Source organism: Streptomyces sp. NPDC058045, assembly GCF_042885635.1.
Lineage (GTDB): Bacteria > Actinomycetota > Actinomycetes > Streptomycetales > Streptomycetaceae > Streptomyces.
Genome location: NZ_JBHVRR010000019.1, coordinates 1 through 18,340, shown reverse-complemented (window position 1 = coordinate 18,340; position 18,340 = coordinate 1). Strand labels below are relative to the sequence as shown.

The 18,340-nt window shown below is 71.6% G+C and carries 18 protein-coding genes; 13 read left to right on the top strand and 5 right to left on the bottom strand.

Features of this window, described 5'->3' with window-relative positions; translation table 11 throughout:
* Positions 1-21: 21 nt before the first annotated feature.
* A complete protein-coding gene (gene mce / locus ACFVST_RS14280) occupies positions 22-480 on the bottom strand; it encodes a methylmalonyl-CoA epimerase (RefSeq protein WP_390150450.1) in 459 nt (152 codons plus the stop codon).
* A 147-nt stretch (positions 481-627) separates the two neighbouring features.
* Here mce and ACFVST_RS14275 point away from each other — a divergent pair, with 147 nt between their 5' ends.
* Positions 628-1,830 (top strand): acetyl-CoA C-acetyltransferase, encoded by a 1,203-nt coding sequence (locus ACFVST_RS14275; RefSeq protein WP_390150448.1) that lies wholly within the window; start codon positions 628-630, stop codon positions 1,828-1,830.
* Between the two features lie 51 nt (positions 1,831-1,881).
* Complete coding sequence (gene meaB, locus ACFVST_RS14270; protein WP_390150445.1) at positions 1,882-2,850, top strand: methylmalonyl Co-A mutase-associated GTPase MeaB; 969 nt, start codon at positions 1,882-1,884, stop codon at positions 2,848-2,850.
* A 113-nt stretch (positions 2,851-2,963) separates the two neighbouring features.
* Here meaB and ACFVST_RS14265 read toward each other — a convergent pair whose 3' ends face one another.
* Entirely contained in the window at positions 2,964-3,440 is a 477-nt protein-coding gene (locus ACFVST_RS14265) for a MarR family winged helix-turn-helix transcriptional regulator (RefSeq protein WP_390150442.1), read from the bottom strand.
* A 378-nt stretch (positions 3,441-3,818) separates the two neighbouring features.
* Between ACFVST_RS14265 and ACFVST_RS14260 the strand changes: the two genes are divergently transcribed.
* The 3 genes from ACFVST_RS14260 to ACFVST_RS14250 all read left to right on the top strand — a co-directional run bounded on the left by ACFVST_RS14260 (position 3,819) and on the right by ACFVST_RS14250 (position 6,437).
* Positions 3,819-4,163, top strand: a complete 345-nt coding sequence (locus ACFVST_RS14260) for a DUF3817 domain-containing protein (RefSeq protein WP_390150439.1) — start codon at positions 3,819-3,821, stop codon at positions 4,161-4,163.
* On the top strand, positions 4,160-4,453 hold the full coding sequence (locus ACFVST_RS14255) for an MTH1187 family thiamine-binding protein (RefSeq protein WP_390150436.1): 294 nt from the start codon (positions 4,160-4,162) through the stop codon (positions 4,451-4,453). The genes ACFVST_RS14260 and ACFVST_RS14255 overlap by 4 nt, the downstream gene beginning before the upstream one ends.
* Positions 4,454-4,649: 196 nt before the next feature.
* Positions 4,650-6,437: a glycosyltransferase family 2 protein gene (locus ACFVST_RS14250; RefSeq protein ID WP_390150433.1), complete on the top strand. Its 1,788-nt coding sequence runs from the start codon at positions 4,650-4,652 to the stop codon at positions 6,435-6,437.
* Between the two features lie 97 nt (positions 6,438-6,534).
* On the opposite strand, the gene ACFVST_RS14245 is transcribed toward ACFVST_RS14250, so the two are convergent.
* Complete coding sequence (locus tag ACFVST_RS14245; protein ID WP_390150431.1) at positions 6,535-7,542, bottom strand: glycoside hydrolase family 6 protein; 1,008 nt, start codon at positions 7,540-7,542, stop codon at positions 6,535-6,537.
* 153 nt (positions 7,543-7,695) lie between these two features.
* Positions 7,696-8,718, bottom strand: coding sequence for a DUF5937 family protein (locus ACFVST_RS14240; RefSeq protein WP_390150428.1), 1,023 nt, complete (start codon positions 8,716-8,718; stop codon positions 7,696-7,698).
* Here ACFVST_RS14240 and ACFVST_RS14235 point away from each other — a divergent pair.
* The 4 genes from ACFVST_RS14235 (at position 8,707) to ACFVST_RS14220 (ending at position 12,890) form a co-directional block, all read left to right on the top strand.
* Positions 8,707-10,158: an MFS transporter gene (locus ACFVST_RS14235; RefSeq protein ID WP_390150426.1), complete on the top strand. Its 1,452-nt coding sequence runs from the start codon at positions 8,707-8,709 to the stop codon at positions 10,156-10,158. The two genes, ACFVST_RS14240 and ACFVST_RS14235, sit on opposite strands and share 12 nt — an antisense overlap.
* A gap of 20 nt (positions 10,159-10,178) precedes the next feature.
* Positions 10,179-10,688 carry a MarR family winged helix-turn-helix transcriptional regulator gene (locus tag ACFVST_RS14230; protein WP_390150423.1) on the top strand — a complete coding sequence of 170 codons (510 nt, stop codon included), beginning with the start codon at positions 10,179-10,181 and terminating at the stop codon, positions 10,686-10,688.
* Between the two features lie 55 nt (positions 10,689-10,743).
* Positions 10,744-11,082 (top strand): DUF3817 domain-containing protein, encoded by a 339-nt coding sequence (locus tag ACFVST_RS14225; protein WP_390150420.1) that lies wholly within the window; start codon positions 10,744-10,746, stop codon positions 11,080-11,082.
* 71 nt (positions 11,083-11,153) lie between these two features.
* On the top strand, positions 11,154-12,890 hold the full coding sequence (locus tag ACFVST_RS14220; RefSeq protein WP_390150418.1) for a methylmalonyl-CoA mutase: 1,737 nt from the start codon (positions 11,154-11,156) through the stop codon (positions 12,888-12,890).
* 162 nt (positions 12,891-13,052) lie between these two features.
* Here the strand turns inward: ACFVST_RS14220 and ACFVST_RS14215 are convergent, their stop codons facing one another.
* Positions 13,053-13,679, bottom strand: a complete 627-nt coding sequence (locus ACFVST_RS14215; protein WP_390150415.1) for a TetR/AcrR family transcriptional regulator — start codon at positions 13,677-13,679, stop codon at positions 13,053-13,055.
* Positions 13,680-13,929: 250 nt separating this feature from the next.
* Between ACFVST_RS14215 and ACFVST_RS14210 the strand changes: the two genes are divergently transcribed.
* From ACFVST_RS14210 to ACFVST_RS14195, 4 genes are all read left to right on the top strand, one after another.
* Positions 13,930-14,898: a tetratricopeptide repeat protein gene (locus ACFVST_RS14210; RefSeq protein WP_390150412.1), complete on the top strand. Its 969-nt coding sequence runs from the start codon at positions 13,930-13,932 to the stop codon at positions 14,896-14,898.
* Between the two features lie 622 nt (positions 14,899-15,520).
* On the top strand, positions 15,521-16,138 hold the full coding sequence (locus ACFVST_RS14205; protein ID WP_390150408.1) for a DUF6230 family protein: 618 nt from the start codon (positions 15,521-15,523) through the stop codon (positions 16,136-16,138).
* 136 nt (positions 16,139-16,274) lie between these two features.
* Positions 16,275-16,826, top strand: coding sequence for a DUF6114 domain-containing protein (locus ACFVST_RS14200; protein WP_390150405.1), 552 nt, complete (start codon positions 16,275-16,277; stop codon positions 16,824-16,826).
* Positions 16,827-16,914: 88 nt separating this feature from the next.
* Entirely contained in the window at positions 16,915-18,192 is a 1,278-nt protein-coding gene (locus tag ACFVST_RS14195) for a hypothetical protein (RefSeq protein WP_390150403.1), read from the top strand.
* The last annotated feature ends 148 nt before the right edge of the window (positions 18,193-18,340 follow it).

The following is an 18,340-nucleotide window of genomic DNA, read 5'->3' as shown; positions in this document are numbered from 1 at the left end:
CCGGGGGTTCCCGGAGTCCGGTCAGTGCGCGGGGTCCTCGCCGGCGTCCGCCGCCGCCCGCTTGGCCGAGGTGACGAGTTCGGTGAGTACGCCGTGGCAGTCCTTGGGGTGCAGGAAGGTGATGCGGGAGCCCATCGAACCGCGCCGCGGCTCGTCGTAGAGGACCCGTACGCCCTTCTCCCTGATATCGGCGGACTCGGCGTCGACATCGGCGGTGCCGAAGGCGATGTGGTGGACGCCCTCGCCGTTCTTGGCGAGCCATGTGCCGACCGCGGAGTCCTCCCGGATCGGCTCCAGCAGTTGCAGGTAGGAGGCGCCGCCGTCGTCGGTGCCGTTGACGCGGAGCATGGCCTCCCGCACGCCCTGCTCCTCGTTCACCTCCGAGTGGTGGACCTCGAAGCCGTAGGTGCGCCGGTAGAACTCGACCGTCGCATCCAAGTCGAAGCAAGCGATCCCGATATGGTCGATTCGCGTCAGCATGGGATCAGTGGAGCCCAGTCGGGCCGGTTACGCAACGTGCGCGCGATCACACCGATACGGCGATGACGCCGGCGGGCGCCGCTCAGTACATTCGATGTAAACCCTCGTTCACTCCTCAGCTCACCGGCTGGAAGGGGATCGCACGCCATGTCTGGAACGACCGGTACCACCTCGGTGATCGTCGCGGGGGCCCGTACCCCCATGGGGCGGTTGCTGGGCTCCCTCAAGTCCTTCTCCGGTGCCGACCTGGGCGGCATCGCCATCAAGGCCGCCCTGGACCGCGCCGGGATCGGCGGCGACCAGGTGCAGTACGTGATCATGGGCCAGGTGCTCCAGGCCGGCGCCGGCCAGATCCCCGCACGCCAGGCCGCGGTCAAGGCCGGCATCCCGATGAGCGTCCCGTCCCTCACCATCAACAAGGTCTGCCTCTCCGGGCTGGACGCGATCGCGCTGGCCGACCAGTTGATCCGGGCCGGCGAGTTCGACGTGGTGGTGGCCGGCGGCCAGGAGTCGATGACCAACGCCCCGCATCTGCTGCCGGGCTCCCGCGAGGGCTACAAGTACGGTGCGGTCGAGGTGCTCGACGCGATGGCGCACGACGGGCTCACCGACTCCTTCGAGAACATCGCCATGGGCGAGTCCACCGAGAAGCACAACACCCGCCTCGGCATCGAGCGCCCCGAGCAGGACGAGTTCGCCGCCCTCTCCCACCAGCGGGCCGCCGCCGCCCAGAAGAACGGCCTCTTCGACGCGGAGGTCACCCCGGTGGAGATCCCCCAGCGCCGCGGCGAGCCGGTCCTCTTCGCCCGGGACGAGGGCATCCGCCCCGAGACCACGGCCGAGTCCCTCGGCAAGCTGCGGCCCGCCTTCGCCAAGGACGGCACCATCACCGCCGGTTCGGCCTCGCAGATCTCCGACGGGGCGGCCGCCGTCGTGGTGATGAGCAAGGCCAAGGCGGAGGAGCTGGGCCTGGAGTGGATCGCCGAGATCGGCGCCCACGGCAATGTCGCCGGCCCGGACAACTCGCTCCAGTCCCAGCCCTCCAACGCGATCCGGCACGCCCTCGGCAAGGAGGGCCTGGAGGTCGCGGACCTCGATCTGGTGGAGATCAACGAAGCCTTCGCCGCGGTCGCCGTACAGTCCATGAAGGACCTCGGGACGAGCACCGAGAAGGTGAACGTCAACGGCGGCGCCATCGCGCTCGGCCACCCCATCGGCATGTCCGGCGCCCGGCTGGTGCTGCACCTCGCACTGGAGCTGAAGCGCCGTGGCGGCGGCACCGGCGCGGCCGCACTCTGCGGCGGCGGCGGCCAGGGCGACGCGCTGATCGTGCGGGTGCCGAGGGCCTGAGCGGGCCGACCGGCGACGGGCCGGCGGTTGCGACCAAGGAACGGAGCGGTGATGCAGGACCCTTCCTCGCAGGTGACCGAGCTGGTCGAGCAGGCCAGGGCCGGCCGGCCGAGGGCGGTGGCGCGGCTCATCTCGCTGGTGGAGGGGGCCTCGCCGCAGTTGCGCGAGGTGATGGCGGCCCTGGCGCCGCTGGCCGGGCACGCCTATGTGGTGGGGCTCACCGGGTCGCCCGGTGTCGGCAAGTCGACCTCGACCTCGGCGCTGGTGACCGCCTACCGGCGGGCCGGGAAGCGGGTCGGGGTGCTGGCCGTGGACCCGTCGTCGCCGTTCTCCGGCGGCGCGCTGCTCGGGGACCGGGTCCGGATGTCGGAGCACGCCTCCGACCCGGGCGTCTACATCCGCTCCATGGCCACCCGCGGCCACCTCGGCGGCCTCGCCTGGGCGGCGCCGCAGGCCGTACGGGTGCTGGACGCGGCGGGCTGCGATGTGGTGCTGGTGGAGACGGTGGGCGTGGGCCAGTCGGAGGTGGAGATCGCCTCTCAGGCCGACACCAGCGTGGTGCTGCTGGCGCCCGGTATGGGCGACGGCATCCAGGCCGCGAAGGCCGGAATCCTGGAGATCGGCGACGTCTATGTGGTCAACAAGGCCGACCGGGACGGCGCCGACGCCACCGCCCGGGAGCTGAACCACATGCTGGGCCTCGGCGAGGCCCGCGCCGCGGGCGACTGGCGGCCGCCCATCGTGAAGACGGTCGCCGCGCGCGGTGAGGGCGTCGACGAGGTGGTGGAGGCGCTGGAGAAGCACCGGGCGTGGATGGAGGAGCACGGGGTGCTGGCCGAACGCCGGCTGGCGCGGGCCGCGGGCGAGGTGGAGACCATCGCGGTGACCACGCTGCGCGAGCGTATCGGCGATCTGCACGGCGACCGCCGGCTCAGCTCCCTCGCGGAACGCATCGTGGCCGGCCGCCTCGACCCGTACCGGGCCGCGGACGAGCTGGTGCAGGGACTGACGGAGGCCTGAGAGCGGGCGCATGTCGCGGCGGCGCGGGGCGCGGGCACGGCCGGGCGCGGGCGTGGCGCGGTGCCCCGCCCGCGTACCGCCCGTGCGGCGGGGTGGGGGTGGGGCGCGTGGGGTCAGCCGCCGGCGCGTTGGGTCCGCAGGTGCTCCGCGATCGGGGTGAGCGCCTTGGACAGGTCGACCAGGGCTTCGGGGGAGAGCAGGTCGATGAAGTGGCGGCGCACCGAGTCGACATGATGCGGCGCCACCTTCCGCATGGTGTCCAGGCCGTGCTCGGTGAGGACGGCGTAGAGGCCGCGGCGGTCGGACTCGCAGTGCTCGCGGCGGACCAGCTCCGCGTTCTCCATGCGGGTGATCTGGTGGGAGAGGCGGCTCTTGGACTGGAGGGTGGCCGTGGCGAGATCGCTCATCCGCATCCGGTGCTCCTCGGACTCGGAGAGGTTCACCAGGATCTCGTAGTCGTTGAGGGTCAGCCCGAAGGGCTGGAGGTCCCTCTCCATCTGGTAGGTGAGCAGCCTGTTGACTTCGAGGTGGGTGCGCCAGGCACACTGCTCGGAATCGGTCAGCCAGCGCGTGGCCGTTTCGGTCTCCATGAAGTGAATTCTACCCTAAGAAGTTGAAAGGCGTACGAATCTGCTGGGGTCGGGTGGTCGCACGTTCGATGTCACACTCCGCAGGCTATCGCTCACGGACCGGAGCGGGCGCCGCGGTCCCGGATCTGTCCGGGAAGCCGCCCCGCCGCCGGCCTCCGAAGGTCGTCCCATCTCCACCCTTTCTGATGCATGGCCTGATGTACGGCCTGACGCGTGGCCGCCCCGTGCGAGCCCGTCGGGTCCGCATCGGCTGGCCGAAACGACACGGCCGGGACGGGGACCCTGCCGGTGGCCGTCCCGGAGTGCTGGTCCACAATAGAGCGACGCTTGTGCTTGCGTTCACAAGATCCACCCGCACTCCCACCGAAGGTGACCCCCGTGGACATCAAGACCGCCTCCGCACTCCGCCGCCTCCGACTGGTCTCCGCCCCGGAGGCCGTCTCGTTCCTGCTGCTGCTCGTCTGCTCGGTGCTCAAGCGCACCACGGACTTCAACGCGGTGCCGGTGATGGGCGCGATCCACGGCCTCCTCTTCGTCCTCTACGTCCTCTTCTGGCTGGACGCCTGGAATCGCGCCAAGTGGCCGCTCGGTACCGGCGCCCTCTACTTCGTCCTCTCCGTGCTGCCCACCGGCGGCTTCTTCGCCGAGCGCCGGCTCAAGCGGGAGGCCGAGGACGCGGTGATCGCCTCCCGCGCCCGCCGCGAGGGGGTCGTCAGCACATGATCGCCGCCTTCTCCGTGACGCCCCTGGGGGTCGGCGAGGACGTGGGGGAGTACGTCGCCGACGCCGTGCGCGTGGTCCGGGAGTCCGGGCTGCCGAACCGTACCGACGCCATGTTCACCACCGTCGAGGGCGAGTGGGACGAGGTGATGGAGGTGGTGCGCCGTGCCGTGGCCGCGGTCGAGGCGCGCGCCCCGCGGGTCTCCGTGGTCATCAAGGCCGACATCCGCCCCGGGGTGACGGACGCCCTCACCACCAAGGTGGAGACCGTGGAGCGCCACCTCTCCGGCTGACCGCCCCCGTCTCTGACGCCCCGTCCGCCTTTGCGCGCGTCTCGCACCCCGCCCACTCCGGCGCAACCGCACGCCCACCGTCCGAGGGGCGCGCCCCTGTACAACGCTCAGTCGGCCGTCCCCGGTTCGACACGCCCACCTTCGTCCACTTGTGTGTGCATATCGGGATGAACCGACGACCACTGTGGAGGGCGAAGTGCGGTCTGAGGGCTATGAATACGACACCCACAGCACGGTCGCCGGTCCGACGACCGACCCCGGGCCCGGCCCGTACCGGGTCCGGTACCGCTCGCTCCTCTCCGGTGAGCCGCACCGAATACGGGCCGTCCTGCTGATGACGCTCGCCCCGGTGCTCACCGGCGCACTCCTGCTGTACCTGGTGTGGCCGAGCCACTGGACCGACCGCGAGGGCGCCGCCCCCTGGCTGGTCGCGATGGACGCCACCATGCTGGTCTGCATCGCGCTGATCGAGATGTTCATGCTGGTCAACGTGGTCTCGGTGGCGCACGCCACGCTGGTCGCCCGCGATCCGATACCCGTGCCCCCCGAGCCCGGCACCCGGGTCGCCTTCCTCACCACCTACGTCCCGGGCAAGGAACCCGTCTCCATGGTGCGCGCCACCCTGGAGGGCGCGGTCCGCGTCACCCACGACGGGCCGCTCGACGTATGGCTGCTCGACGAGGGCGACAACGAGCAGATCAAGGCCATGTGCGAGGAACTGGGCGTACGGCACTTCACCCGCAAGGGCGTCCCCGAGTGGAACCGCGAGTCCGGCCCGCACAAGACCCGCACCAAGCACGGCAACTACAACGCCTGGCTCGCTCTGCACGGCCGCGCGTACGACTACTTCGCCTCCGTCGACACCGACCATGTGCCGCTGCCCAACTTCCTTGAGCGGATGCTCGGTTACTTCCGCGACCCGGATGTCGCCTTCGTCGTCGGACCGCAGGTCTACGGCAACTACGACTCGCCCGTCACCAAGGCCGCCGAGTCCCAGCAGTTCCTCTTCCACGCCCTGATCCAGCGCGCCGGCAACCGCTACCGCGCGCCCATGTTCGTCGGCACCAACAACGTCGTCCGGATCGAGGCCCTGCTCGGCATCGGCGGACTGTACGACTCCATCACCGAGGACATGGCCACCGGCTTCGAGCTGCACCGCAGCCGCAACCCCCGCACCGGCGCCCACTGGCGCTCCGTCTACACCCCGGACGTACTCGCCGTCGGCGAGGGCCCCGCCTCCTGGACGGACTTCTTCACCCAGCAGCTCCGCTGGTCCCGCGGCACCTACGAGACCCTCTTCAAGCAGTACTGGCGGGCCCCCGGCCGGATGCCGCTCGGCCGGCTGTTCTCGTACTCGCTGATGCTGGTCTACTACCCGATGACCGCCGTCAACTGGGTACTGGGCATTCTGAGTTGCACCCTGTTCCTGTGGTTCGGCGCCTCCGGCACCCAGGTCTCCGCCTCGGTCTGGATGATGCTGTACAGCGACGCCGCCGCCCTCCAGATCGGGCTCTACCTGTGGAACCGGCGGCACAACGTCTCCCCGCACGAACCGGAGGGCTCCGGCGGCCTGGCCGGCATGGTGATGAGCGCCCTCTCCGCCCCCATCTACGCCCTCTCCCTCGGCAGCGCCGTACTGCGCCGCCCCTGCCGCTTCGTGGTCACCCCCAAGGGCGGCACCGCCAGCCCCGACCGCCTCGGCACCTTCCGGGTCCATCTGACCTGGGCCGGGGTGCTGGCCGCCTCGCTCGCCGCCTCCGTGGTGCTGCACCACACCCATGCCGCGATGCGTACCTGGGCCTCACTGGCGCTCGCCATCGCGCTCGCCCCGGCCGTGGTGTGGGCCTGGACCGAACTCGCCGCACGCCGCGGCAGCGGGCGGCTCGCGGTGCGCCCCGCGGAGCCCGAGCACGCCACCCTGGCCGCCGGCTCCCGGGTCCCGGCCAGCACCGTCACCAGCAGCAGCACCGGCGGCGGCAACTGACCCCCGCCGCAAGGCTGTTGGCACAGACGCGGGCCGCCGCCCGTCCCCCTGGCGAGAGGGGGCGGACGGCGGCCCGTTCACAACTGCCGTGCCACGCTCAGGACTTGGCCTCGCGGGCCAGCCCCAGCGCGTACTGGGGCCACCAACGGCCCGCCGCGGGACCGCCGTTGCAGGTGCCGTCCGACTCGCCCGGCCGCTTGATCCAGAGGAAGGCGTCGGAGAGCGGGTCCCCGGTACGGGTGGTGGGCGCCGAACCGAGCGCCCGGCCGGGCGGGTTGCACCAGGCGCCGTCCCCGCCGCCGCTCGCCGGACCGTTCCCGTTGCGGCTGGTGTCGACCACGAAGTGCTTCCCGCCGACCAGCTTCGACAGCCGGTGCCCGTACGCCTGACTGTCCGCGTCCGTCTGGAAGTTGGACACATTCACCGAGAAGCCGTCGGCCCGCGCGATGCCCGCCTGGCGCAGCGGCTCGGCGAGTTGCCGCGGGTCGCGAATCCAGGCCGGGTTCCCGGCGTCCAGATAGACCCGGGTCCGCGGCTGCTCCTTGAGCCGGCCGATCGCCCAGGACAGCAGCTCGAAACGCTCCGCGTGGTACTCGGCGGGCGTGCAGCCGTCCGCGATATGCGCCACCGCGTCCGGCTCCAGGACCACCCAGGCCTTCGCCCCGCCGATCGCCCGCGCGAACCGGTCGATCCACCGCCGGTACGCCTCCCCGTCGGGCGCCCCGCCCGCCGAGTGCTGGCCGCAGTCCCGGTGCGGGATGTCATAGGCGACGAAGAGCGCGGTACGTCCGTCCCGGCGGGCGCCGGTCAGGGCGGCCCGCATCATGCGCTCCGGGTCGTCCCCGGCGGGCCAGACCGCGGCCGCGCGGGCGGCGATGCGCTGCATCAGCCGGGCGTCGCCGGCGCGGTGCTGCTGCTGCCACTGGTCGGCCTGCCAGGCGGCGGGCGCGGTCGGATCGACCCAGAACGGGGCGTCGGCCCGGTCGCTCGCCGGGCCGCGGACCACGGAGGCCTCCCGGGCCTCGCCGGACTCGGTGCAGGCGGTGGAGAGGCCCAGCCCGCCCAGGAGTGTGAGGGCCGCGAGAGTACGGGTCAGCCGGGACATCCTGCCCCCTTGGGTGGTGGTGACGGAAGCAGCCTTTTCACCGGCGATCGTTGCATACCGTGACGAACCGTAACGGATCTGACACCTGCTGCTGCCCGCCGGGTGAGTGAGGCCCTCGCACCGGGTGCGCCCCGCCGGGGCCGGGGTCCCGGGCTACGGGGAGAGCCCCGCGGTGGTGAGTGCGGTGCCCAACGGGGTCTGTTCGTATCGGACTTGGTGGCCGTAGCGGCGGGAGACGAGGAGGCCGGCGTCGCGGAGGGCGGAGAGGTGGGCGGAGACCGAGGACGGGGCGAGCCGCAGCCGGTGGGCCAGGTCACTGGTGGTGGCCGGCTCGGACAGGGCCAGCAGCACCGCCGCCCGATTGCGCCCCAGCAGCCGCCCCAGCGCCCCGTCCACCGCCGACCGGTCGGCCGGCGCCTGCCAGAGGTTGCCGATCCCGCGCGCCGGATAGGCCAGCGCGGGCTGCCACGGCGGTTCGAAACCGGTCGCCACATTCGGCCAGATGAAGACGCTCGGCAGCAGCACCAGTCCGCAGCCGCCGAGGTCCCGCACATGCTGGGTGCGGGTGTCGTAGACCAGGGTGCCGTCCGCCTCCCAGCGCAGCCGCGGATCCAGCTCCGGCAGCAGCGCGCCCAGCCCCACCTCCGCCAACCGCCGTGAGTGGTACGCCACATCGGCCTCCAGCAGGGCCCGCAGCCGCGGCCAGTACGGCTCGACCAGCGTCTCCCAGGCGGCCTCCATCGCGTCCGCCAACTCGGCCACCGCACGCGCCGGGTCCGCCAGCATGGCCTGCCCGGCGGGGCTCTCGGTGGCGCCCGGGGTGGAGGCCAGCGCCCGCGCCAGATCGGGCCGCGCCACCTCCGGGTCCACCTTCCGCAGCCAGGCCAGCTCCTCCGCGAAGCCGGCGCCGGGGGCGGTCTGCGGCGGGCCGAGGAAGTCGGGGCTGTGGCCGCGGCGCGGCATCAGCAGCCATAGTTTGGAGAGATCAAGGCCGAGGCCGAGTCCGGGGTCCGGGTCCTCGGCCGCCGCCCGTACCTGCCGCAGCCAGCCCGGGTGGTAGCCGTGCTGGTCGGTGCGCTTCAGGGTGCGCACCGCCTCCTGGGTCTCCCACAGCGGGGAGACGGTGAAGCGGCAGCGCAGCAGGTCCTCCTCGCCGAACCGCAGATGCACCGGCATCCGGCACCCCCTCCCTCGGCCGTGTCCGGAAGGCCCCTGTCCCGCGTCAGGATTCGGCCCCAGCCGAAAGCCTACGGCCGGCGGTCCGCCGCTGGCAGCCTCCGGTGGGTGACCGACCAGCCCGTACCGGCCCCCGCGCCCGCCCCGCCGACCGAACCCGTTCCCGCGACGGCCTCCTCCGACGGCTACCGGAGGGTCTTCACCGTCCGGGAGTTCCGTGCCGTCTTCGTCGCCCACGCCTGCTCGCTGCTGGGCGTCGTGGTCAGCGAGATCGCGCTCACCGTGCTGGTCTACGGGCTGACCGGCTCGCCGCTGCTCAGCGCCCTCACCTTCGCCCTCGGGATGCTGCCCTATCTGATCGGCGGCACCCTGCTCGCCGGAGTCGCCGACCGCTTCCCGCCGCGCCGGGTGCTCGTGGTCTGCGACCTGGTGTGCGCCGCCTGCGCCGCCCTGATGGCGCTGCCCGCCACACCCGTCGCCGCCCTGCTCGCGCTGCGCTGTGTGATCGCGCTGATCGCGCCCGTCTTCAACGGCACCCGGATGGCGACGCTGGCCGACATCCTGGGCGACGGCGACCTCTTCGTACTCGGCCGCTCCCTGCTGCGGATCGTCTCGCAGAGTTCCGTGCTGGTCGGCTTCGGGCTCGGCGGGGTGCTGCTGACGGTGGTCAGTCCGCGCGGCGCCCTCCTGGTCACCCTCACCACCTTCCTCGGCTCGGCGCTGCTGCTGCGGCTCGGCACCCGCCGCCGCCCCGCCCGCAGCGCCACCACCGCCGACGCCGCCGACGGCGAGCAGCACACCAATCTGCTGCGGTACTCCCTGGCCGGCGCCCGGATGCTGCTCGCCGACCGCCGGATCCGCGCACTGCTTCTGCTGCTCTGGGCGCCGCCGATGTTCTCGGTCGCCCCCGAGGCGCTGGCCGCGGCCTACGCCGACGAGATCGGGGTGGGCACCGCGGGCGTCGGGCTGCTGATGTGCTCGATGCCGGTCGGCACCATCGCCTCCGAACTGCTCGCCGGCTCCGTGCTCTCCCCGCGCGGCCGGTCCCGCATCGTGCTCCCGCTGGCCGCCACCGCCGTACTGCCGCTGCTGGTCTACTACCTGCGGCCGGGCCTCGGCTGGGCCGCCGTGGTCCTGGCGCTCGCCGGGGCCACCTCCGCGTACACCCTGGGGCTCGACCGGTGGTTCGTGGACGCGGTGCCGGAGGGGCTGCGGGGGCGGGCGATGTCGGTGCACTCGGCGGGGCTGATGACGCTTCAGGGGGTGGGGATGGCGCTGGCCGGGGCCGCCGCCGAAGTGGGCGCGGTGAGCACGGTGGTGGGCGCCGCGGGCACCCTGGGCACCCTCTGCTGTGCGCTGCTGGCCCTGGAGGTGCGGCGTACCGGACGGGAGCGGGGCGTGGGCGGACCGAAAGCTGAGACGGGGCTGACCACCATATGACCGGCCGGTAGGGTCGAACCGTGCCGAAGCCGCTCAGTCTCTCCTTCGACCCCATCGCCCGCGCCGACGAGCTCTGGCGGCAGCGGTGGGGCGCCGTGCCCTCGATGTCCGCGATCACCTCGATCATGCGAGCCCACCAGATCCTGCTCGCCGAGGTCGACGCCGTGGTCAAGCCGTACGGCCTGACCTTCGCCCGGTACGAGGCGCTGGTGCTGCTGACCTTCTCGCAGTCCGGCGAGCTGCCCATGTCGAAGATCGGCGAGCGCCTGATGGTCCACCCCACCTCGGTCACCAACACCGTTGACCGGCTGGTGCGTTCGGGCCTCGTCGCCAAGCGGCCCAACCCGAACGACGGCCGCGGCACCCTCGCCTCCATCACCGCGCGGGGCCGCGAGGTGGTCGAGGCCGCCACCCGCGATCTGATGGCGATGGACTTCGGACTCGGTGCCTACGACGCCGAGGAGTGCGCCGAGATCTTCGCCATGCTGCGGCCGCTGCGGGTCGCCGCGGCGGACTTCACCGAGGACTGAGCCGGTCCCGGGGGCCGCCCGAAGACCGGACAGAACGGACGGCTACCCTCGTCCCATGAAGCGAAGCGTGCTGAACCGCTACCGGGTCATGGCCTATGTCACCGGCGTCCTGCTGGTGCTGCTCACCCTCGGGGTGATCGCCAAGTACCTGCTGCACATGGACGGCGCCGCGGACTTCACCAAGGTCGTCGGCATCGCGCACGGCTGGCTCTATGTGGTGTACCTGGTGATGGCCTTCGACCTCGGTTCCAAGGCCAGGATGCCGGTGGGCAAGCAGCTCTGGGTGCTGATCGCGGGCACCATCCCGACCGCCGCCTTCTTCGTGGAGCGCCAGGTCAGCCGGGAGCTGGAGCCGCTGATCGAGCAGGACGAAGCGGCCCCGGCCAAGGCCTGACCGCCCCCGCCCCGCGGTCTCGTCCCCTGCTCCCATCGACATGTACTAGGACGTCCTAGTAAATTCGAAGCATGGACGCTGAAGCCATCGAGGACGGCCGCCGACGCTGGCAGGCACGCTACGACGCCGCGCGCACCCGCGACGCGGCCGGGGGTTTGGGGGCGAAGCCCCCAAGGGATTGGACACGTTCCACCCTCTCCGGGGACGCGGTGGAGCCGGTGTACGGGCCCAGGCCCGGTGACACCTACGAGGGCTTCGACCGCATCGGCTGGCCCGGGGAGTACCCGTACACCCGCGGCCTGTACGCCACCGGCTACCGCGGCCGGACCTGGACCATCCGCCAGTTCGCCGGCTTCGGCAACGCCGAGCAGACCAACGAGCGGTACAAGATGATCCTGGCCGCCGGCGGCGGCGGGCTGAGCGTCGCCTTCGACATGCCGACCCTGATGGGCCGCGACTCGGACGAGGCCCGCTCCCTCGGCGAGGTCGGCCACTGCGGCGTCGCCATCGACTCCGCCGCCGACATGGAGGTCCTCTTCCGGGACATCCCGCTCGGCGACGTCACCACCTCGATGACGATCAGCGGGCCCGCGGTCCCCGTCTTCTGCATGTACCTGGTCGCCGCCGAACGCCAGGGCGTCGACCCGGCGGTGCTCAACGGCACACTCCAGACGGACATCTTCAAGGAGTACATCGCGCAGAAGGAGTGGCTCTTCGAGCCCGAGCCCCATCTGCGCCTCATCGGCGACCTGATGGAGCACTGCGCCTCCGGCATCCCCGCCTACAAGCCGCTCTCCGTCTCCGGCTACCACATCCGCGAGGCCGGATCCACGGCCGCCCAGGAGCTGGCGTACACGCTGGCGGACGGCTTCGGCTATGTCGAGCTGGGGCTCTCCCGCGGTCTCGACGTGGACGTGTTCGCGCCCGGCCTGTCCTTCTTCTTCGACGCGCATGTGGACTTCTTCGAGGAGATCGCCAAGTTCCGTGCCGCGCGCCGTATTTGGGCCCGCTGGATGCGCGAGGTCTACGGCGCGAAGTCCGAGAAGGCCCAGTGGCTGCGCTTCCACACCCAGACCGCCGGTGTCTCGCTCACCGCCCAGCAGCCGTACAACAACGTGGTGCGTACCGCGGTGGAGGCGCTCGCCGCGGTCCTCGGCGGGACCAACTCGCTGCACACCAACGCCCTGGACGAGACCCTGGCACTCCCCTCCGAGCAGGCCGCGGAGATCGCGCTGCGCACCCAGCAGGTCCTGATGGAGGAGACCGGCGTCGCCAACGTCGCGGACCCGCTGGGCGGTTCCTGGTACGTGGAGCAGCTCACCGACCGGATCGAGGCGGACGCGGAGAAGATCTTCGAGCAGATCCGCGAGCGCGGGCTGCGCGCCCACCCCGACGGGCAGCACCCCATCGGCCCGATCACCTCCGGCATCCTGCGCGGGATCGAGGACGGCTGGTTCACCGGCGAGATCGCCGAGTCCGCCTTCCGCTACCAGCAGGCCCTGGAGAAGGGCGACAAGAAGGTCGTCGGCGTCAACACCGCCCATGGCTCCGTCACCGGCGACCTGGAGATCCTGCGCGTCAGTCACGAGGTGGAGCGCGAGCAGGTACGGGCGCTCACCGAACGCAAGGCGGCGCGGGACGACGCGACGGTGCGCTCCTCGCTGACGGCGATGGTGGCGGCGGCCCGGGACGGCTCCAACATGATCGGCCCGATGCTGGACGCGGTCCGCGCGGAGGCCACCCTGGGCGAGATCTGCGGCGTCCTGCGCGAGGAGTGGGGCGTGTACACGGAGCCGGCCGGCTTCTGATCCGGCCCCCGGCCCGACTCCCACGAGAGACGGAAGCCGCCACCGCCCCGCTGCGGGCCCGTGAGCGCCTCGGCCGCCCCGGTGCCCCGCGCCGGGGCGGTCGCCGTTCCAGCGGCCGTCAACAGGCGATGCACGGCCCGCCATGGGTGCCCCGACGGGCCGTCAACTGTTCAGCGCGGCAAGGCCGTTGACGAGGAGACGGGCGAAGGCGCTCACCCAGGCGGCGTCCACCGGCTCCGCGCTGACCAGGGTGCGGTGCATCACCGAACCGGCGACCACGTCGAAGATCAGGTCGGCGGTGCGGTCCGCGGTCTCCGGGTCGGGGTCCGGGGGGAGTTCGCCGCGTGCCTGGGCGCGGGCCCGGCCCTGGATGACCAGATGCCGCTGCCGGGCCACGATGGAGGCGCGGATCCGCTCCCGCAGCGGCTCGTCCCGGGTGGACTCGGCGACCAGGGCCATCAGTGCCGTCTTGGTCTCCGGCCGGTCCAGCAGCGCCGCGAACTCCACCACCACGCCCTCCAGATCCGCCAACAGGTCGCCGCAGTCCGGGAGTTCGAGTTCGTCGAAGAGGACGGCGACCGCGTCCACCACCAGCTCGCTCTTGCCGGACCAGCGGCGGTAGAGGGTGGTCTTGGCGACGCCGGCCCGGGTCGCCACGTCGCCCAGGGTGAGCTTGGACCAGCCGATCTCGACCAGTGCGGCCCGGGTCGCCTCCAGGATGGCAGCGTCCGCCGCGGTGCTCCGCGGCCGTCCCGGGCGGCCCGCGGCGGCGGGCGTTGGGCTCTGCATGGGGCAGACCCTACCGGCGGGTACAGCGGGTGGCCGGGTGAGGCAGATCACCGGTATGTGGGGTTCCGGGGATTCCCGCGGCGGCTACCCGCCAGTTACGCTACGACCCGTAGCGTAAGAAGTCCGGAAGCGGCCGGTGGGGCGGCTGCCGGGCGACGACCACGGCGCCGAGGTGGGGACCCCGGCGCGGCGGCACCTGCTGTGTCCCGGCGCTTTTCGCGCGCGGCCGTGAAGGGGGGAGGATGTACCCATGCAGCCACGGAACATGTCCATGAGCGGGGTCGTCGACCTCGCCGCGGTGAAGGCGGCCCAGGAGGCCAGGAGCAAGGCGGAGCAGGCGCGGGCCGAACAGGCGCGCCACGGCGGGGGCGGGGCCGTCTCCCCGGACGCCCTGGTGATCGAGGTGGACGAGGCGGGCTTCGAGCGCGATGTCCTCCAGCGCTCCGCCGAGGTCCCGGTCGTCATCGACTTCTGGGCCGAATGGTGCGAGCCGTGCAAGCAGTTGAGCCCGCTGCTGGACCGGCTGGCCCGCGAGTACAGCGGCCGCTTCGTCCTCGCCAAGATCGACGTCGACGCCAACCAGATGCTGATGCAGCAGTTCGGCGTGCAGGGCATCCCGGCGGTCTTCGCGGTGGTGGCCGGGCAGGCGCTGCCGCTCTTCCAGGGCGCCGCCCCGGAGGCCCAGATCCGCGCCACGCTCGACCAGCTGGTGCAGGTCGCCGAGGAGCGCTTCGGCCTCACCGGTATCGCGGTCGACCCGGACGCGGCGGTGGGCGACGAGGCCCCGGCCGAGCAGGCGGGCCCCTATGACGCGCTGCTGGACGCCGCGCAGCAGGCGCTGGACGCCGACGATCTGCCCGGCGCCGTCCAGGCCTACAAGAACGTGCTCGCCGACGACCCGGCCAATCCGGAGGCCAAACTCGGCCTGGCTCAGGCCGAGTTGATGCAGCGGGTGCGCGGGCTCGACGCGCAGACGGTGCGTCAGGAGGCGGCCGAGAAGCCGGCCGACGCCGGGGCGCAGATCGCCGCCGCCGATCTGGATCTGGTGGGCGGTCATGTGGAGGACGCCCTGAGCCGGCTGATCGACACCGTCCGTGCCACCGCGGGCGAGGAGCGTGACCGGGTCCGGCTCCATCTGCTGGAGCTCTTCGAGGTGTTGGGCGCCGACAACCCGGCGGTGACCACCGCGCGCAGGGCTCTGGCCCGGGCACTGTTCTGACCTGTCGGTAAACGCCGAGGCGTGTGGTGCCACGGTGAATGTTCGTCGATCGACCCGTGCGGCGGCCGTGCTTTGCCAAAACTTGGCAATCGCGGCCGCTGTTACTTGTAGTAAGTCATCTCCGGGATTCTGTCCGGTTACGCCCCTCGGTGGGTGGTCTGACTCAGGGGAGGGCGCCACCCTGCGTACCGGTTCGGTCTCTGCGCGTCGCACTCCGGTGATCAAGCCGTTACTAGCTAGTAACGAAGGCCCTTGTGCCGGCGGCGAGAATGCACCACGATCGGCGACGCTCGGTCCATCTCCCGTAGCCCGACAGCCAGTCGGGGGTGCGGGCGTCTTGGGTCCCCACCGGGCGGGACCGGCGCCCGAGGTGCCGGTTCCTGGACAGGGGGGTCTCTGCCGACCGGCAGGGCCTGTCCGGCAGGTTGCGTGCGTGTGTGAAGGCGCAGCCAGTGGTTGTCGCTCGGGGGTGATCGCCGGTGATTCGGGCGCGTGCAGTGTCTCCGAAGCGCGCGGGCGCTCTCCTTCCCGAGGACGTAGCACTTCTCCCATCCCTGCCCGGTTGAACCGCCCAAGAGGGGCAGCCAGGGCCGGAGATGTACGTCCGAGAAGGAGGAAAGTCATGGAGTCCGTGGCTCGTGGCGGTACCAGATGGAAGCGGTTCGCCGTTGTCATGGTGCCGAGTGTCGCGGCGACCGCCGCGATAGGCGTTGCCCTGTCCCAGGGTGCGCTTGCGGCATCGTTCAGTGTGTCCGGTCAGCAGTTCAAGGTGACTGCCGACCGTCTCGACGGCACCGGGTTCGTTCAGTACGGCGCGTTGGACAGCGGCAAGTCGGGGACCCACCCGGTCACCGTCGTCGGTCTCAACGAGGCCCAGATCACGAACCTTTGCCAGTCCGTGGTCATACCGGTGCCGGTCTTCGGCGACGTGTCGATGACCCTCAACGCCGGCAGGCCCGGCGGCGAGCGGGTCAAGGCGAACAAGCTCTACATCGACGCCGATGACCTGCAGACCAACGCGACCTTCAACAAGATCGACATCGGTACCTCGGTGGACCACACCACCAAGGGCCCGGGACCGTCGAAGGGCGACAAGTACCTGCCCGACTCCTTCTCGCAGCAGGCGGAGTCGGTCACGTTCACGGACGTGAAGCAGCGGGCGTGGGCGACCACGGCCGGCACGTTCAAGCTCTCCGGCCTCCACATGAAGGTCGCAAAGGGTAAGCACGAGTGCTACTAGGCGTCCGCAGGGACTCCTTGAGGCGCTCGCCGCGCTGAACGGCCGGGCGCGGGGGCCGAGGGGTCAACACCCCGCCGTCCCCGTGCCCGTGACCGCACGATCACGAAACAACGCCATTCCCGAGGAGCTGTACGACATGAGCGCCGAAGCGCAGGCAGGGCTGGGCGACAGGCTCGGCCGGATGCGCGGATCGTTCCGAGGGTGGCGCGGGCAGCGCCCATTCTGGGGTGGTCTGCTGACGCTGCTGGGCGGCATCCCGATCATGTACTTCCCGTACGCGAACCTGACGATCGGCACCATGACGATCCGGATGGCGACGACTGCGGGTGCGGGATCGCTGATCATCGGTGTGCTGCTGGTCGTTCTGGGCCTGACCATGTGGTACCAGGCGCACTCGCGGATCTTCGCCGGGGTGGCGGCGATCCTGCTCGCCCTGGTCTCCCTGGTCGTGTCCAACTTCGGTGGTTTCGGTATCGGCTTCCTGCCGGCTCTGGTCGGCGGCGCGCTCGGCATCGCCTGGGCGCCGGGTGGGACCGAGGCCGAGGCCGGGGCGGGTGCGCGGGCCGAGCGGAGCGAGGACCGCGAGGAGCCGGAGCCGGCCGCCGCGGCCGCCGGCGCGAACGGTGAGACCAGCGAGCTTTTCGGAAGTGGTGACGGGACGAAGGGGAGGCAGCACCGTGCCGGTTGACGAGGAGTACCACGAGGACCCCGACGGGTCCCGTGCGAGAACCGGCCGACATGCGGCTCCCAAACGGCCTCTGTTCACCAGGCTGCACATGCCGGCGGGCAAGGCGATAGCGATAGCCGCCATGCCCACCGCCGTTCTCATGGGTATGGGCCTGACCCCCACGCTGGCCCAGGCCAAGGGCCTGCCGAAGAACCCCTTCCAGGACGGGCCGTGTGTCACCGCGCCCGACACGGCGGGCCAGGACGCGGACGACAAGAAGGCCGCGGACGACGCCGAGAAGAAGGCGGAGAAGGGCAAGGCCGCGAAGGACAAGGCCGACAAGGCCGACAAGGACGAGGCGGGCAAGGACGGGCAGGACAAGAAGGACGGGAGCGGCGGCACGGACGGCGGCGCCCCGGCCGACGACGGCGGCAAGTCCGGTGGCGGCGGCGGGAGTTCGGACCCGGGCGACCCCGGTGACGACGGCGGCAAGGACACCGGCCCCGGTACGGGCGAGCCCTCGCCCGAACCGTCCCGCTCCAAGCCCACCAACCCGCTGGACCCGCTGGGTCTGGGCGACGCGCTGAGGGACATCCTCGGCGGCGGCAAGGACAAGGGCGGCACCGACGACGGCAAGGACGGGCCCGAGGAGTCCGCCTCGCCCACCCCGTCCGCCAGCCCGAAGCCCTCGCCCTCCGGCGGCGACAAGTCCGACCCGGTGCGGGACACCGTCGACAAGGTGACCGGCGCCGCGAAGGACACCGCCGACAAGGCCGGCGACGCGGTGAAGGACGCGGCCGACAAGGCCGGGGACAAGACTGGCGACAAGGACGGCAAGGACAAGGCGAGCCCGTCGCCCTCTCCGTCCGCCACCGACCCGATGGCGCCGGACGAGAACGGCAAGAAGCCCTTCCCGTGCGTGGTGGAGAAGAAGGTCGACGGCAAGGGCGAGACGACCCCCGCCGTCATCCCCAACCAGCCGTGGTTCCTGGACGCCAGCTCGCTGACTCTCAAGGGCGCCGACTACAAGGGCATCGTGAATCTGACGATGCCCAACGGCAAGACCAAGCAGGTCATGAAGTACGTGGTGTCCAGCGGTGTCGACATCGGTGATCTGCACCAGACGCTGGCCGGCCCGGGCGGCAAGACGTACCACGTGCAGGCCGCCAAGGGGTCCACCTCCACGATCCGCGGGGGCGACGTCACGATGTACACCGAGCAGCTCCAGGGCAAGCTCTTCGGGCTGATACCGGTGACCTTCGACCCGGAGCACCCGCCGCCGGTGAACATCCCGCTGATCTTCGTCACCGATGTGCACATCAGGCAGGCGGCGCAGTTCGGCGGGAACCTCACGGTCCCCGGGCTGCACTCGTTCATCACCGACTGAGCCCGCTGCCGCGGGGCTCCAACGGCCGTTCCACAAGCCGTGGTTGACGCCAGTGGCGCCCCGGCCCCCGGGGGGGGGGGGCCCGCGGGGGGGGGGGGGGGGGGGGTTTTAAAAAAATCCCATCCCACCACAAAAAAAAAAAAAAAGG